The organism is Bacteroides sp. D2 (assembly GCF_025147085.1).
GTDB lineage: Bacteria > Bacteroidota > Bacteroidia > Bacteroidales > Bacteroidaceae > Bacteroides.
On sequence record NZ_CP102261.1, the window covers coordinates 6938139 to 6955292 of the forward strand.

At 41.4% G+C, this 17154-nt stretch carries 12 protein-coding genes, 1 tRNA gene and 1 pseudogene; 9 read left to right on the top strand and 5 right to left on the bottom strand.

Going from position 1 to position 17154, the window contains the following annotated elements; all coding sequences use genetic code 11:
* Positions 1 to 91: 91 nt before the first annotated feature.
* A pseudogene (locus NQ505_RS26155) lies at positions 92 to 2947 on the top strand (bifunctional fucokinase/fucose-1-phosphate guanylyltransferase); the annotation flags it as partial.
* A gap of 623 nt (positions 2948 to 3570) precedes the next feature.
* Positions 3571 to 3999: a hypothetical protein gene (locus tag NQ505_RS26160; RefSeq protein ID WP_008998893.1), complete on the top strand. Its 429-nt coding sequence runs from the start codon at positions 3571 to 3573 to the stop codon at positions 3997 to 3999.
* A gap of 192 nt (positions 4000 to 4191) precedes the next feature.
* On the opposite strand, the gene NQ505_RS26165 is transcribed toward NQ505_RS26160, so the two are convergent.
* Positions 4192 to 4264 (bottom strand) — tRNA-Arg (locus NQ505_RS26165).
* 221 nt (positions 4265 to 4485) lie between these two features.
* On the opposite strand from NQ505_RS26165, the gene asnA reads away from it, so the two are divergent.
* Both asnA and NQ505_RS26175 read left to right on the top strand, forming a co-directional pair.
* Complete coding sequence (gene asnA, locus NQ505_RS26170; RefSeq protein WP_008998894.1) at positions 4486 to 5523, top strand: aspartate--ammonia ligase; 1038 nt, start codon at positions 4486 to 4488, stop codon at positions 5521 to 5523.
* 6 nt (positions 5524 to 5529) lie between these two features.
* The gene (locus NQ505_RS26175) at positions 5530 to 6192 is read left to right on the top strand and encodes a uracil-DNA glycosylase (RefSeq protein WP_004306646.1); all 663 of its coding nucleotides are present in this window, start codon (positions 5530 to 5532) and stop codon (positions 6190 to 6192) included.
* A 144-nt stretch (positions 6193 to 6336) separates the two neighbouring features.
* On the opposite strand, the gene NQ505_RS26180 is transcribed toward NQ505_RS26175, so the two are convergent.
* Both NQ505_RS26180 and NQ505_RS26185 read right to left on the bottom strand, forming a co-directional pair.
* Positions 6337 to 9054, bottom strand: coding sequence for a putative LPS assembly protein LptD (locus NQ505_RS26180; protein WP_008998895.1), 2718 nt, complete (start codon positions 9052 to 9054; stop codon positions 6337 to 6339).
* Between the two features lie 89 nt (positions 9055 to 9143).
* Positions 9144 to 9680 carry an HDIG domain-containing metalloprotein gene (locus NQ505_RS26185; protein WP_008998896.1) on the bottom strand — a complete coding sequence of 179 codons (537 nt, stop codon included), beginning with the start codon at positions 9678 to 9680 and terminating at the stop codon, positions 9144 to 9146.
* A 70-nt stretch (positions 9681 to 9750) separates the two neighbouring features.
* Between NQ505_RS26185 and NQ505_RS26190 the strand changes: the two genes are divergently transcribed.
* The 3 genes from NQ505_RS26190 (at position 9751) to NQ505_RS26200 (ending at position 12894) form a co-directional block, all read left to right on the top strand.
* Positions 9751 to 10917, top strand: a complete 1167-nt coding sequence (locus NQ505_RS26190; protein ID WP_008998897.1) for an exo-beta-N-acetylmuramidase NamZ domain-containing protein — start codon at positions 9751 to 9753, stop codon at positions 10915 to 10917.
* A gap of 130 nt (positions 10918 to 11047) precedes the next feature.
* Positions 11048 to 12385, top strand: a complete 1338-nt coding sequence (locus NQ505_RS26195; protein ID WP_008998898.1) for a TPM domain-containing protein — start codon at positions 11048 to 11050, stop codon at positions 12383 to 12385.
* 143 nt (positions 12386 to 12528) lie between these two features.
* A complete protein-coding gene (locus NQ505_RS26200; protein ID WP_008650146.1) occupies positions 12529 to 12894 on the top strand; it encodes an MmcQ/YjbR family DNA-binding protein in 366 nt (121 codons plus the stop codon).
* A gap of 222 nt (positions 12895 to 13116) precedes the next feature.
* Here NQ505_RS26200 and NQ505_RS26205 read toward each other — a convergent pair whose 3' ends face one another.
* A complete protein-coding gene (locus NQ505_RS26205) occupies positions 13117 to 13587 on the bottom strand; it encodes a GNAT family N-acetyltransferase (protein WP_004312343.1) in 471 nt (156 codons plus the stop codon).
* A gap of 18 nt (positions 13588 to 13605) precedes the next feature.
* Positions 13606 to 14559 (bottom strand): transporter, encoded by a 954-nt coding sequence (locus tag NQ505_RS26210; protein WP_083852305.1) that lies wholly within the window; start codon positions 14557 to 14559, stop codon positions 13606 to 13608.
* 81 nt (positions 14560 to 14640) lie between these two features.
* Here NQ505_RS26210 and NQ505_RS26215 point away from each other — a divergent pair, with 81 nt between their 5' ends.
* Entirely contained in the window at positions 14641 to 15900 is a 1260-nt protein-coding gene (locus tag NQ505_RS26215; protein WP_032853528.1) for an N-acetylmuramoyl-L-alanine amidase, read from the top strand.
* Positions 15901 to 15909: 9 nt separating this feature from the next.
* The gene (locus NQ505_RS26220; protein ID WP_008998901.1) at positions 15910 to 16803 is read left to right on the top strand and encodes an MlaD family protein; all 894 of its coding nucleotides are present in this window, start codon (positions 15910 to 15912) and stop codon (positions 16801 to 16803) included.
* The last annotated feature ends 351 nt before the right edge of the window (positions 16804 to 17154 follow it).

Here is a 17154-nt window from a genome sequence, read left to right on the forward strand (position 1 = left end):
ACAGGAGAAAAATATTGAAAAGCAGGAATATAAATAGTATTTTTACGGGAGTTTAATTCGCTTAGATTCTATCTAAGCCAACGCAGATTCTACTATGCAAAAGTTATTATCTTTACCACCCAATTTGATCCATTGCTTCCACGAACTGGAAGAAGTTAACCATACCGATTGGTTTTGTACATCAGACCCCATAGGAAGCAAACTAGGCTCCGGCGGCGGAACTACATGGTTATTACAAGCTTGCCATCAGGCATTCGCTCCACAAGAGTCTTTCAGCAACTGGATAGGACATGAAAAAAGAATATTGCTCCATGCAGGCGGACAAAGCCGTCGGCTACCCAGCTACGGCCCTTCCGGCAAAATATTAACTCCTATCCCGATCTTTAGTTGGGAAAGAGGACAAAAGCTGGGACAGAATCTGTTATCATTGCAGCTCCCGCTCTATGAAAGGATTATGAATCAAGCTCCGGCCGGTCTGAATACGCTGATTGCTAGCGGAGATGTATATATCCGTTCGGAAAAACCGCTTCAGGATATTCCGAACGCAGATGTAGTATGCTACGGACTGTGGGTGAATCCGTCATTGGCAACTCATCATGGTGTGTTTGTTTCCGACCGGAAAAAACCGGAGGTACTCGACTTCATGTTGCAAAAACCTTCTCTGGAAGAGTTGGAAGGATTGTCGAAAACTCATCTTTTCCTGATGGATATCGGCATCTGGATTTTGAGTGACCGCGCCATAGAAGTATTGATGAAACGGTCATTGAAAGGAGGTACGAAGGATATTACTTATTATGACTTATACTCGGACTATGGTTTGGCTTTGGGAGAGCATCCTAAAACGGAAGATGAAGAGATCAATCAGTTATCCGTAGCTATATTGCCGTTGCCGGGTGGAGAATTCTATCATTACGGCACAAGTCACGAACTGATTTCTTCTACTTTAGCCATACAGGATAAGGTACGGGACCAAAGAAGAATCATGCACCGAAAAGTAAAGCCAAATCCGGCTATCTTTATACAGAATTCCATCACACAAGTGTCTCTTTCTGCCGACAACGCCAATTTATGGATTGAGAATAGTCATGTGGGAAAAGAATGGAAATTAGGTTCCCGCCAGATTATTACAGGAGTTCCTGAAAACCAGTGGAGCATCAATTTGCCGGATGGGGTTTGCATCGACATTATTCCTATTGGTGAGAATGAGTTTGTTGCGCGTCCGTATGGATTGGATGATGTATTCAAAGGAGCGTTGGACAAAATAACGACTACTTATCTCAATGTTCCTTTTACCCGTTGGATGGAAGATAGAGGAATTACCTGGGAGGATATAAAAGGGCGTACAGATGATTTACAATCGGCATCCGTCTTCCCCAAAGTGGATTCTGTGGAAGATTTAGGCATATTAGTACGCTGGATGACCTCGGAACCACAATTGGAAGAAGGGAAAAAAGGTTGGTTGAAAGCAGAGAAAGTTTCTGCAGATGAAATATCCGCAAGCGCCAACCTCAAGCGTCTTTACGAACAGCGCAATGCTTTCCGCAAGGAGAACTGGAAAGGACTGGCAGCCAATTATGAGAAGAGTGTGTTCTATCAACTCGATTTGCTGGATGCCGCAAATGAATTTGTACGTTTCAATCTGGATATGCCTGACATCTTGAAAGAGGATGCCGCCCCCATGTTACGGATACACAACCGGATGCTTCGTGCACGTATCATGAAACTACGTGAAGACAAGGATTGTGCCAAAGAGGAACAGGCAGCCTTTCAACTACTTCGCGACGGTTTATTGGGGGTAATGAGCGAACGAAAGAGCCATCCCGTACTCAATGTTTATTCCGATCAAATCGTATGGGGACGCAGTCCTGTGCGTATTGATGTGGCCGGAGGATGGACGGACACACCTCCCTACTCTCTTTATTCAGGGGGAAGTGTTGTTAATCTTGCTATCGAACTGAACGGGCAACCGCCGCTACAAGTATATGTGAAACCTTGCAAGGAATATCACATCACTCTTCGCTCTATCGACATGGGTGCAATGGAAGTGATAAGGAATTACGAGGAACTGCAAGATTATAAAAAGGTAGGTTCTCCATTCTCTATCCCGAAAGCTGCCCTTACATTGGCGGGTTTTGCACCGGCATTCTCTACGGAATCTTATCCTTCTTTAGCTAAACAGCTGGAAGATTTCGGTTCAGGAATCGAAATTACTCTGCTGGCTGCTATTCCTGCAGGCTCTGGCTTGGGAACTAGTTCCATACTGGCATCTACCGTGCTCGGAGCAATCAATGATTTCTGCGGACTGGCTTGGGATAAAAATGATATATGTAGTTACACACTAGTATTAGAGCAGCTTCTGACCACAGGAGGAGGTTGGCAAGATCAATATGGCGGTGTCTTTTCCGGTATTAAGTTACTTCAATCCGAAGCAGGTTTCGAGCAGAATCCGTTAGTACGCTGGTTACCCGATCAGCTCTTTGTTCATCCTGATTACCGCGACTGTCATCTGTTATATTATACGGGAATTACTCGTACTGCTAAAAGTATTTTGGCAGAGATTGTCAGTTCCATGTTCCTCAATTCCGGTCCGCATCTAAGCTTGCTGGCCGAAATGAAAGCTCATGCAATGGATATGAGTGAAGCTATTTTACGGAGTAATTTCGAAAGTTTCGGTCGTTTGGTCGGCAAAACCTGGATACAGAACCAGGCATTAGACTGCGGAACCAATCCTCCGGCAGTAGCAGCCATTATCGAGAAAATCAAGGATTACACCTTGGGATACAAACTCCCCGGTGCAGGTGGCGGCGGTTATTTATATATGGTAGCCAAAGACCCGCAAGCAGCCGGACAAATCCGACGGATACTGACGGAACAAGCCCCTAATCCTCGTGCTCGTTTTGTAGAAATGACTCTTTCTGATAAGGGACTTCAGGTTTCAAGAAGCTAAAGAGAAAGCGTTACCATAAGGCCGGTCCATCATCCGGAATCATAAAAAACAAGCTTGGACAGATTCAAACGAAATGTCCAAGCTTTAATTTTTCAATGCCATAATGATCTGTTTTACATGTTGAGACTTGAAATAACTGTAAAGTAAATCATAATAATGATAAAACCAATAGCTCCGATAATCAGCGCAACACTACCCCATTTCTTTTTTCTAGCTTCTTCCATTCTTATTTATATTTATTGGGATTAATATAATTTATCGTTAAATGTCTACATCTGGAAAGCTATGAACATACTACTACAGAATATCATTCTTTACTTTTTCATATCTACAAAGTTAGCATTTCTCACGAGAATTCTTTTATTTAAATCAACTTTTTCATTCTATTTAGGCTAAATTATACAACTACATACAATAATTACTAACTGGGTTTGAGAAAATGCAGAGCAAAATACATGACTGACTATCCAAGGATTATTAATCTAAATATCAAGAATATGAAACACATTTATTTTATCCATTACCGCTTTTATATCATACAAAAACTGTACATTTGCACTATAAATAATTTTAATTGAATATACTGGACTAAAAAAAGGATCAAAAACAAATAAAATATAAAGATGAAATTACTTAAACTATTATTCTTATCTGTCATCTTGCTATCCGCATGCAACGATGATTCGACAGACACTCCGGAAACAGGAGAGCCCAAACAGATTATCGTAGAAATGGCCTCCAATGATTTTACAGATGTCTCCGGTACATATACTCTTGAAACCAACAAAGAATACTGTACTCGGGAAGACGGAAAATATAAAATATTATTGGTCAAGAGCATATATATAAATAAGGAGGGAAAGGAAAAGGATATTCTTACCTATGGCATTCTGGATGTAGCAAATGAAAAATACCTCTACTTCACGGAAAAAATAGATGTAGCCCAAAGACTTGAAAGAGACTGGGTATTTTATAATCAAATAACTAATCCAGATTTTCCGGATGACCCAAATAGACGATTAGTTTGTAACTCTTATACAAAGAAAGACTAATAACAGAACCTCTTACGAGATAAAAGTAAGATTTCACTTTGGTAGTCAACATATTACATTGGTTTCTTGGGAACAACAACAGACCAACAAAAATCAATTACAAGGGCTAAATCCTGCATCTAGTTCTAATTATCCAAGATATAAGAAAACAGAAATCCCTCAATAATCAGCTGATTATCAAGGGATTTTTTGTGACCCCGGTGCGATTCAAACGCACGACCTTCAGAACCGGAATCTGACGCTCTATTCACTAAGCTACGGGGCCATTCTTTCTAAATGCGAGGACAAAAGTATAAAAAATCTTCTCATCTTCCTAATGATTCTCCTTTTTTTATAGTTCTTAAGGTACTTCCCTATATTAGGAGACTGTTATTTTGAAATGCTTTAGAGCATTTACTTTATCAAATTGACAATCTTTTAGAGAATATCCATTACATATATCAATTTTATTCCTATCTTTGCCGACAATTAACATTTAACAAACCTATGAGTTACTTGATAAAACCTAAGAACTATAAGCCGCTACTCGACCTCAAACAGACCGAGCTGGGAATCAAGCAAATAAAAGAGTTCTTCCAATTAAACTTGTCATCCGAACTGCGCCTTAGACGTGTGACTGCCCCTCTTTTCGTATTGAAAGGAATGGGTATCAATGATGATTTGAATGGAATAGAACGACCTGTTTCTTTCCCAATCAAAGATCTGGGCGATGCGCAAGCCGAAGTGGTTCATTCATTGGCTAAATGGAAAAGGTTGACCTTAGCTGACTATCACATCGAACCGGGATATGGTATTTATACGGATATGAATGCAATTCGGTCGGACGAAGAACTGGGCAACCTGCATTCTCTCTACGTAGACCAGTGGGACTGGGAACGTGTCATCACCAATGAAGACCGGACTGTGAACTTCCTAAAGGAAATCGTCAACCGTATTTATGCGGCTATGATCCGTACAGAATATATGGTATATGAAATGTATCCGCAAATCAAACCTTGCCTGCCACAAAAGCTACATTTCATCCATTCAGAGGAATTGCGCCAGCTTTATCCGAACCTGGAGCCTAAATGCCGCGAGCACGCCATCTGTCAGAAATACGGAGCTGTGTTTATCATAGGAATAGGCTGTCAACTTGGTGATGGCAAGAAGCACGACGGACGTGCACCGGACTACGATGACTACACTACCAAAGGGCTGAACGACCTGCCCGGACTGAATGGCGACCTTTTGCTATGGGACGATGTACTGCAACGCTCCATCGAATTGTCATCCATGGGAATCCGTGTAGATAAAGAAGCTTTGCAACGTCAGTTGAAAGAAGAAAAAGAAGAAAAAAGACTGGAACTTTATTTCCACAAGCGATTGATGAATGACACCCTTCCCCTGTCTATCGGAGGAGGTATCGGACAATCCCGCTTGTGTATGTTCTACCTTCGCAAAGCTCACATCGGAGAAATACAAGCCAGCATCTGGCCCGAAGATATGCGCAAGGAATGTGAAGAACTTGAAATACACCTTATATAACAAACTATGAATGTACAAATTGAAGAAAGCTGGAAAGCACATTTAGAACCCGAATTCGAAAAAGACTACTTTCGCACACTGACCGATTTCGTCAAAAGCGAATATAGTCAGTATCAGATCTTCCCTCCGGGAAAACTGATCTTCAATGCTTTCAACCTTTGTCCTTTCGACAAAGTGAAAGTTGTAATTATAGGACAAGATCCTTACCATGGACCGGGACAAGCGCATGGTCTCTGTTTCTCTGTAAACGACGGAGTGCCTTTTCCCCCTTCATTAGTGAATATATTCAAAGAAATCAAAGCCGACATCGGCACAGATGCCCCTGCTACGGGAAATCTGACTCGCTGGGCAGAACAGGGAGTATTGTTGCTCAACGCTACGCTGACCGTACGTGCTCACCAAGCTGGTTCACACCAGAACCGTGGCTGGGAAACATTTACTGATGCTGCAATCCGTGCCCTGGCAGAAGAAAAAGAAAACCTGGTATTTATCCTGTGGGGATCATACGCTCAAAAGAAAGGAGCGTTTATCGACCGTAACAAACACCTGGTACTCACTTCCGCCCATCCCTCTCCTCTTTCTGCTTACAACGGCTTCTTCGGAAACAAACATTTCAGCCGTACAAACGATTATCTAAAAGCACATGGAGAAACAGAAATCGCATGGTAGATAGATAACAGTGAAAGAAAAACAATGAGCGGTGAACAACTAATGCAATATAAATGCATATCTTGTTCACCGCTCATTGTTTTTCTTTTATGCTCTATCGCTTACTCTTTACGTTATCGCTAAACATTCATTATCGTTTCCCCTTTAATACCACTGAATGTTACTTTGCGTCTGACTTCTCTGCTCATACTTCAAGTCTTGCAGAATACTTGCATTCGCACGGATTGTAACATTGTAATACTTCCAACGTCCGAAAGGAGAAAGACTGGCGGACAAGTTGAAACAGTGCAAGTCACGGGATATTGTACAAGAAGTCTGGGTAATCTCTTTTGCTTGAAAATCATAACCCGAGTTGAATGAGAGCGACCAGTTATTAGAAATCTTTATATTTCCGTTTGCATTGATATTATGCGTATAAGTATAAGGATATCGCATGGAATAACGGTTGATAGGCTTCGTTCTATCTTCACGGATATTAAACGAATAGCTAAGACTCAATGACCAAGGCATCTTAAATACCTGATAACCATCCGGGTCAGCCTGTGCTTTCTCTACTTTCTTAGGCGTAGTACCGTCTCCTTCCGTTCCATCGGACTCCCCATCGTCGCTATCCTCCGACTTATTCTTATCTTTCCCTTTTTCATCCTCCTCTTTCGGACCGAACCATTTCTTCCATGTGTCATTATTAAAGGTATAGTTGAAAGAAGAACCATATCCCTGGAAACGTCCAAAACGACCATACGACCATTCTGTACGGTTACTAGTTACTACATTACCACTTTTATCGAATGTATAAGCATACGTAGCGAACGATGCATTCATGTTGAACGTATAATTCTTAGTCAGTTTCAAACGTAGGTTCATGCTTAAATCACTCCAAGGCCTCTCTTTAGCAGCCATATTATAAGACATACTTGCTCCCAATTCATCAATCAGACTAACCTTTTTAAGCGTATCCTTCTTGGCATCGTAATACTTCATCTCCAGGTTATTAGAAATAGAGAAGCTGACCGTTCCCGATCCTTCACGTGAAGGTACCCCATAAGGCTGCCCCGTGAAAGGAGAATAATATTGCGTATTGCCATTATAATCTGTATATTCTTCCCAGTACTTGCTGAATCCCGGAGCACCGCTAAGACTTACCTGCGGTGTGAATACGTGACGAATCTGTATCTCTTTCTTTTTAGCGAAAAGAGGTTTGTACATACCATACAGTTTCGTACTCAAGCTCAAACTTGCCGAATAATTGGAAACCCGATAGAAACCATTCAATGTATCACCCGGCAATGCTTCCAATTCATGTTCTGCCTCATTGTAATGCTGGTTAACCTTACGAGTATACCAACGCTCTGTATAATTGACCGAAGGAGAAACCTGCAAATATTTGAACAGTGTAAAAGTAGCACTGATAGGAATATTGTGATTCATTGCATTCTCCCATTCACTTAGTCCGGCTTTAAACAAACGGTCGTCTTTGGTACGAATACTGTTTGTCAAACGTCCCGTATAACTAATGGAAATCTTTTCGTACCAGCGTTCAGCTCCCGCCGCCTTCTTACGTTTGAACGGGAACAGACGGCTTAATGTGATATTCAAGTCAGGCAAAGTGACCGCAATAGAAGAGTCACGCATCGTCTGTGCGATATTGGTAGTTCCAGATAAGGTCAGACCGATATCAGGGAAACTACGAGAATAACTGATACTTGATGTTTTAGTATTTTGAGTCAACAACTGCGAATTATAAAGGTTGTTGATATTGGAACGTTCATAACTACTGGTTGAGAAGTTTACACTAGCGGAGAATGTACTGTTCGGACTGGCTTTAGCATCCTGGCGATGGTTCCATACTACCTTAAAGTCCTTAGCAACTGTATAGTCCGGCATACCTTTATCTCCCGTTTTGGTAACCTGATAGTCCGCTTGCAGCGTACCGGAATATTTATAGCGTTTATTATAGTTTGTCAATCCGGATAATCTCCATGACCCTTTCGTGAAGATATCACCCGTCATCTTCAAGTCCATAATATCACTGATGGCAAAGTAATATCCTCCTTCTGCCAGACCGAAACCACGACTGGAGTCATCCATATAAGTCGGCATAATGAAACCGGAAGAATAACTGCTGGAGAACGGGAAGAAAAAGAACGGTACGGCCAACGGCAAAGGCACATCTTCCACTACCAGATAAGCAGGTCCTGTCACCACATTCTTTTTAGGACGCACTTTAGCTCTCGTCAGCTGCATATAGAAGTGAGGATGGTCATGATGATCGCAGGTTGTATAACGTCCTTGCTCCATGAAAATTTCATCATTAGCTCCTTTCTTCGCCTTGCTTCCGGTCACATATCCTTCTCCCTGCTGGGTGACGATATCGGTAATTCCCGCTTTCTTGGTTTTGAAATTATATCGGATGGTTTCCGTATCATAAGAGGTATCTCCTTCTTTAAATACCGGTTTACCTTTTTCCACTCCGGTAGTATCCTTGATACCGTAAGCATGCACAGTACTACTATCCAGATTCATCGAAATAACTTCCGCAGCGAGTTCGATGTTCTGATAATTAACTTTTCCGCTACCATAAAGTGTAGCAGCTCCTCCCAAAGTAAAGACAGTGGAGTCGTTGGATTCATAAACAACCGGTGCATCGAGTGGTTGCTTCTTCTTTACCGGTGCGATGGAATCAATGCGTACCGTTACCGTATCTGCTTTCAACGAATCATTTCCCTGAAGGGAATCCGTTTGTGCGGTATTGGAGGCAATCATTCCTCTTCTTCGACGCTGAGACGTAGCCTCATCGGGAAGCATCAGTAAGACAATCAGCAGTATGAATGATATAAGTATTTTTGCTTTCAATGGCGCCATTAACTAATAGTTTACGCTTGAAGTGGCAAAAGTACACAAACTTCACCAAATATGAGTTAGAATCTTCGTTATTTAATTATTTTTTAGTGCTATAAAAAGAGAGAACACCATCTATCAAAGCGGCTTAGGCCTTCTTCACCATATTTTGCAATACTTTTCCGTGCTTTCTCCACTGTTTTCTCTTCATCCAGATGGGTTTTAGAAAAGAATTTATCCGCAAAACAAATTAATTGCTCTTCCAAAGTGATGGGTAACATCTCACGATGAGGAACGGGAAGTTGCTGGGCGATGATATCTTCCAACGAGAGTCCGGCTCCGGTATGGCGTTCACACACCAATGCGTGTTGGGGGAAACCTTCCGCCCGCAAGATTTCTGCTCCCAAATATCCGTGAGCGATATAAGGATGGGGACCAAAACACTGAATAGTTGGAGCATCGGTCTGAAAAATACCAATATCATGCAACAGAGCAGCTTCTTTCACAAAGCTCCGGTTTAAACGTAGTTCGGGATGAGCATCCAGCATTTTCATTGCTTTTCCGGACACTGCCAAACTGTGTATTACTAATATTTGTCTCTGCTGCGTATTCTCCGGATAATATTTATCAATGATTTCGTATGGATTCATGTGCTTTATTTTTTGCTCTCTTGACGAGAAATTAATATTTTTGTGCAATATTACAAAAAAAATCACCGATATGCAAACTAGAGTTTTCTTCATTCTTATATTTCTGTTCATTATGCTGTTTCCAATGCGTGTAAACAGTCAAATTGTCACGGGAGCAGAACAGATGGATCAATACCTACCGCTGTTGAAAGGGAAACGCGTTGGAATGGTAGTCAACCATACTTCCGTTGTAGGGGCAAAGCAAACTCATCTTCTCGACACCTTATTAAAAAGAAATGTTCAGGTCGTCAAAGTATTTGCCCCCGAACATGGCTTCCGAGGTAATGCAGATGCGGGTGAAACGGTGAAAAACGGAAAAGATTCCCGTACTGGTACTCCTATCGTTTCGCTTTATGGCGACAACAAAAAACCGTCCGCTGCCCAGCTAAAAGATATTGATGTTATTTTGTTTGATATTCAGGATGTGGGAGCACGCTTTTATACCTATATAAGTACAATGTATTATGTAATGGAAGCTTGCGCAGAAAACAAGAAGGAAATGATTGTGCTGGATCGTCCCAATCCGTGCGATTATGTGGATGGCCCGATACTCAAACCGGGTTACAAGAGTTTTGTCGGCATGCTTCCCATTCCTGTACTTCACGGATGTACCATCGGAGAACTGGCACAGATGATAAACGGAGAAGAATGGATTGCCAACAAGAAAAATCCTTGTTCATTAAAGGTAATTCCAATGGTCGGGTGGAAACATGGAGAACCTTATTCACTTCCCATCAAACCGTCACCCAACCTCCCGAACGACCAGTCTATCCGATTGTACGCCTCACTCTGTCCTTTTGAAGCCACCCGTATCAGCGTGGGACGAGGAACAACTTTTCCTTTCCAGGTATTGGGCGCACCTAATAAGAAATACGGAAGTTTTACTTTTACTCCCCGCTCCTTACCCGGTTTTGACAAAAATCCGATGCACAAAGGTATCACCTGTTATGGGGAAGACCTCCGGAATGTAACCGATGTGAATGGCTTTACGCTTCGCTACTTCTTGGACTTTTATCGCTTATCCGGTGAAAGCGCAGCCTTCTTCTCCCGTGCCCGATGGTTTGATTTGCTGATGGGTACTGACAGCGTACGCAAGGCTATCCTCAAAGGGAAATCGGAAGAGGCTATCCGGAATAGTTGGCAAAAGGAGTTACAGGATTACAAAGAGATTAGAAAAAAACATCTTCTCTATGAGTAAAAAACTAGTATCATACTCTCATTCATTTTTATAAACCACTTATAATTAAAAGAATAAGTATATTAGCAAAAAGAATGAGAGTTATGATAGTTATTTTCTACTCTAAGAACAATCAGTTAATAACACAATAATGAAAGATAAAACACAAAAAAGTTTCAGGGGAATAGTCCGGATATTACTTCTTGTTTTCTGTTATACCTTTGGTAGTCATGCTTTTGCATTGGCTTTAGAGCACGAACAAACAGTAGATATTTATAAAGTAACAGATGTCCCCAATCCGCGTAATGAAAGCTCTTCCAATTGGGTCAGCAATCCGAATCAGATATTGGATGAAAGTTATGTGTGGGAAATAAATAATATGTTGTCACAGTTAGAAGATTCATTGAGTATTGAAGTGACAGTTGTTGCACTCCCTTCTATCGGTGAAGATATTCCGGCAGAGTTTGCCCACAAGCTTTTTGAACACTGGGGCATCGGAAAGAAAGCGGACGACAACGGATTACTGATTCTTTTAGTGCTCGATCAACGTAAAGTCACTTTCGCAACCGGATACGGTTTGGAAGGAGTACTTCCCGACGCTTTATGCTTTCGCATTCAACAGAATGAAATGGTTCCGTGGTTTAGAAAAAACGACTTTGACAGAGGAATGACAGAGGGAGTCCGGACTGTAACATTGGTGCTTTATGGAAGCGACTATGAGCCCGTTTCTCAAGGCACTTCTGATAATTACTGGAAAAGTGCCGGCAATACGTTGTGGAATTTTCTGGCAAATCAGCCGCCTATGCTTTGGGTATTCTTGATACTGGTAAATGTTATCACTTACCTCATGAAGGTAAATAAAGCTCGCCCCAAAGACAGTTCAGCATTAGCAGCAATCAAAGTCCTGACACTTTACAACCCACTTGGATGTCTTGTATTGTTTTTTCCAGTCTGGCCTGCACTTATTGCGGCATCCTTATGGTACAAGTTCTACCAAAAACAACGTGTTATTTTGCAGAGTAAAACCTGCGATTCTTGCAAAGCTGTGGCTTTACAACTTTTACCCAATGAGCTTGCAACCCCTTTATTATCTGCTTCCGAACAAACGGAACACAAACTAGGTTCTGCCATCCACCGTATTTATCAATGTACTTCCTGCGGCTGGCTTTTACGGTATAAATCTATCACCATAAGCGAATATAGGATGTGTAATCAATGCCATACCATTGCTTCCAAGCGTATCAGCCCGTGGAAAACAATTAAAGAGCCCACATATTCCGATGCCGGATTGGAGGTTGCCGACTCTCTTTGCCTGATGTGCGGAGATAAAAAGCAGACAACACAAAAGATTCCCCGCAAGACGCCCCCCAATAGTGACAGTTCTAGTAATAGTCACAGCAGTAGTAGTGGCAGAAGCAGTAGTAGAAGTAGTAGCGGCAGTTTTGGTGGTGGACATAGCGGTGGCGGTGGAGCGTCAAGTAGTTTTTAAGATCAACTATCCATCCGAAGAAGTCGACTAACCAAATAAAGGACATGAAAACACATCTCACCTGAATATTTTCATAGAAAGATGGTTGTCCACTCCCTTATTCTAACTATTTTTACATAGATAACCGAACATAAAAAAGTGAAATGAATATCGAAGAATTTAGAGAATACTGTCTTTCTTTTAAAGGTGTTCACGAGAAGATGCCTTTTCCCAATGTACCCGACCAATATAGCCGTGACGTTCTATGCTTTTATGTTGCGGACAAATGGTTTTGTTTCGTTAACATTGAGATTTTCGATTTTTGTTGCATCAAATGTAACCCTGACGAATCTGGAGAACTGCAAACTGAATATGCCGGTATAAAACCAGGCTGGCACATGAATAAGAAATATTGGATCAGCGTTTATTTCAATCAAGACGTATCTGATGATAAGATCAAAGAACTCGTAAGCAAATCCTATGATATTGTAGTCAAAAGTCTGACAAAGAAAGAACGGGTTTCTGTTTGAGATTGCAAAAAGTCTTCCAGTGCTTTCAGGTCTTTTATTTCAAATATTCTTTCCATCGTTTTCATTTTCAGCTCCGATGTCTTGTGTTGGGGAATGTTTTACATTTTTCACAGCGTGCACTATTCAATTGCGCTCCCAGACAAGGATTTTTTTGCCGTGTATAGGTAGGACACCCACCACAAAACACGCCACATGCCGGGACACGACCATTATAAATTTTCATCATACAAGGCTTTTGGCCATCCAATAGTTAGTAAGAGACAGCTGATTAGCCCTGCGTTTTTGCTCTACTTCTACTATATACCCTCGCTTTTCAAAAAATGGACGGGCTGTTATACTCACTTCAGAGGTAATCCGCGTAATCCCGGCTGCGACGGCATAACGTTCTATCTCATTCAACAATAGTGTAGCAACACCTTTGCCCTGAAAATCCTTATGAATAAACATTGAATGCAAATAGCCCTGAGGTGTAATGGATGAAAAACCGACGATTTCAGATTGCCGATTAACAGCAACAATAAAATAGTGAGTTTTTATCATACCCTCTATTTTAGAAGGATCATCTCCGCACGATGCCCAATCTTCAACCTCGGCCTGTGAATAGTCACGCCTGTTTATCACTAACACTGTGTTTCGATATAGAGACTGAATTTCCTCTATATCCGTATTTAAAGCTATCCTTATAGTAATCATATAATCCCTAATTATTTACTATTTTACCTCTTTTTTTCGCATTTTCCACAACTGCCAGCTATTGATAATATTCTGCCACAACACATACGAACCCGGTGCAACGGAAGACAGCGGATTCAGATAGGTATGCGCCATCCAAATAGCCAGAATTGTATTCTTTTGTCCAAGTGCTTGCCCACCACTGATACGGTCATTATAAATCGAGCCGATTGTCTTCCCCAAAAAGAACTGCAAACAACAGGCAATCAGTGCTCCGACAGCAATCATGATTTCCGTAAAACCATCCGCCGGGTCATTGAGCAAAGAATACAATGTTTGCGCAGTTACGATAGCTAAAGATACAGCCCACAAATAAAAAGCAAGTTCATGATAACCCAATAACTTCTGATGTACTTTCGGCAAACACTTGCTCAACAACCAGGCAACCAAAAAAGGACAAATCAACAACGGAAATACCTTACCCAAAATAACAAGAAAAGCCTCCCAAAAAGTGACATCAGGATGGACTTCCACCAAAGGAAAAAGAATGGGCACAGCAATAGCCGCTCCAATATTTGCTATCAATGTATAAGTAGTCAGACTGGCCGCACTCCCTCCCAACTTGGTAGTAATCACCGCAGCAGCCGTAGCCGTTGGACAAATAATGCAAACCATCACTCCTTCTGCTACAATTTTATCAAAGCGATAAAGCAACAGATAAGCAGCCAACGCTCCACCAATCTGAATCAATAACAACCACATATGAAGAGGTTTTGGCTTCAAATCACGAGGAGATACCTTACAGAAGGTCAATAGCAACATCGTAAAAATAAGATAAGGAGTCAGGAAAGAAAGACTGATAAACAGCGGATAACCTACAGCACCTACCAGCATAGCAATAGGTAACGTCCAATTCTTCAAAAACTTAAGCATCGTCGTACATTTTAACTTCGAAGCACAAAGTAACGGAGATTTAGGGAAAAAAGCTATCATTAAACCGAAAAAAACACAAAACTTAATGGCAAATCATGAGTTTTCTACAAATTTCTACTACATTTGCACCGTATTATAGATATGAAACTGAATAGACCGTACATATTATACATATTTATTTGCCTCTGGCTACTTTTTCTACCCTCATGTACCAACCACTTATGGGGGAAGGATTTCGTAGTAGTTATTGACGCCGGACATGGTGGACATGATCCTGGTGCTATAGGCAAAATCTCGAAAGAGAAAAATATCAATTTGAACGTTGCCTTGAAAGTGGGAAATCTAATCAAGAGAAACTGCGACGACGTCAAAGTGATCTACACCCGTAGCAAAGATGTCTTTATTCCTTTGGACCGACGGGCAGAAATTGCAAACAACGCAAAGGCGGATCTCTTTATTTCCATTCACACCAACGCACTGGCAAACAACCGTACAGCCAAAGGGGCTTCAACCTGGACGCTGGGTTTGGCCAAATCAGACGCTAACCTGGAAGTTGCCAAGCGGGAGAACTCCGTTATCCTCTACGAAAGTGATTATAAAACAAGATATGCCGGTTTCAATCCGAACTCTGCCGAATCATATATTATATTTGAGTTCATGCAGGACAAATATATGGAGCAGAGCGTACACTTGGCCTCGCTGATGCAAAAACAGTTCCGCCAAACCTGTAAACGGGCAGACCGGGGAGTGCATCAAGCAGGATTCCTCGTCTTAAAAGCAAGTGCGATGCCAAGCATTCTAATAGAATTGGGATTTATTTCTACTCCGGAAGAAGAACGCTATCTGAATTCCGAAGAAGGGGCCGGAAGTATGGCCAAAGGTATTTACCGGGCTTTCCTGAATTACAAACGAGAACATGAGTTACGCCTTACGGGAGTCAGCAAAACGATTATCCCAACCGAGCAGGAAGAAGACAACGCCCCGGAAATTGCCCAAAAGGATACTGAAATCATAAACACAGCTCCTCAACAGCAAGAATTACTAGCCGAAGCAAAAACCAAACCAGCTGCAACAGCAAAAACAGCACCGAAGCGCCCAATTGTTGCAGAAAGCGCAACCAATGACAGTGAAATTACGTTTAAGATACAGATACTCACTGCTTCCAAACCTCTCGCCAAAAATGACAAACGGCTGAAAGGACTGAAAGACGTGGATTATTATAAGGAAGGGGGAATATACAAATACACGTATGGAGCCTCCACCGATTACAACAAAGTATTGCGCACGAGGCGCACTATTACGGCTGAATTTAAGGATGCCTTCATCATCGCTTTCCGAAATGGAGAGAAAATGAACATCAATGAAGCGATTGCCGAATTCAAGAAAAGAAAAAATAAATAAAAAGATAAAATGAAGTACATTACAAAAGAAGTCAGAATAGGTATTGCAGGTATCGTTGCACTATGTGTGCTTATATATGGAATCAACTGGCTGAAAGGTATACACATGTTTCAGCCTTCCAGCTATTTCTATGCCAAATTTGAAAACGTAAACGGACTCACTAAATCAAGCCCGGTATTTGCCGACGGTGTCCGTGTAGGTATTGTACGTGACATCTATTATGATTATGTCAAACCCGGAAATGTGATTGTTGAAGTAGAACTGGACACTGAGTTGCGGATTCCTAAAGGAAGTACCGCCGAACTCGTATCCGAACTTATGGGAGGCGTACGTATGAATATTCTCCTGGCAAACAACCCACGTGAAAAATATGCCGTAGGAGATACGATCCCCGGCACACTAAACAACGGAATGATGGAAAGCGCAGCACAACTGATACCGAAAGTGGAAGAGATGCTGCCTAAGCTGGACTCTATCCTCATCTCCCTGAACAATATCTTAGGTGACAAGAGCATTCCTGCCACTCTGCACTCAATAGAAAAAACGACCGCCAACCTGGCAGTAGTCAGTTCACAAGTGAAAGGACTAATGAGTAACGATATTCCTCAACTCACAAGTAAACTGAATACCATCGGAGACAACTTTGTGGTCATCAGCGGAAATTTGAAAGAAATAGATTATGCAGCCACTTTCAAAAAAATAGACGAAACACTGGCTAACGTAAAAATACTTACAGAGAAATTAAACAGCAAAGATAACACGCTCGGTCTGCTCTTCAACGACCCGACTTTATACAATAATCTGAACGCTACAACAGAAAATGCAGCCAGCTTATTAGAGGACCTGAAAGAGCACCCGAAACGATACGTTCACTTCTCATTATTCGGCAAGAAAGATAAGTAGCAAATTCTTGTTATATAGATTTCATCTAAATAACAAGAGGCTTTCAAAAGAAAGTAGATTGCTCTTCAAATGTCTATCTATAAACCGAAATAATATTCCCGTACAAACGTACAAAGATGAGAAAAAACGCTAATTTTAAGTATATAAGACATTAATATACAGATACTTATAAAATCGCAAGAGAGGGAAAGCTGACTGTGTCCAACAACAAATGCATAAGTCATTGAAAGTAAACACATTATTGTTCGCATGAAAAAAACAAGAAAAAACAGATTTGTTTTTTCCGAATAAGATTCCCAATTTTGCAAACGTAGAAGTTTTGCTTAATTAATAAATGTATTAAAAGTTACT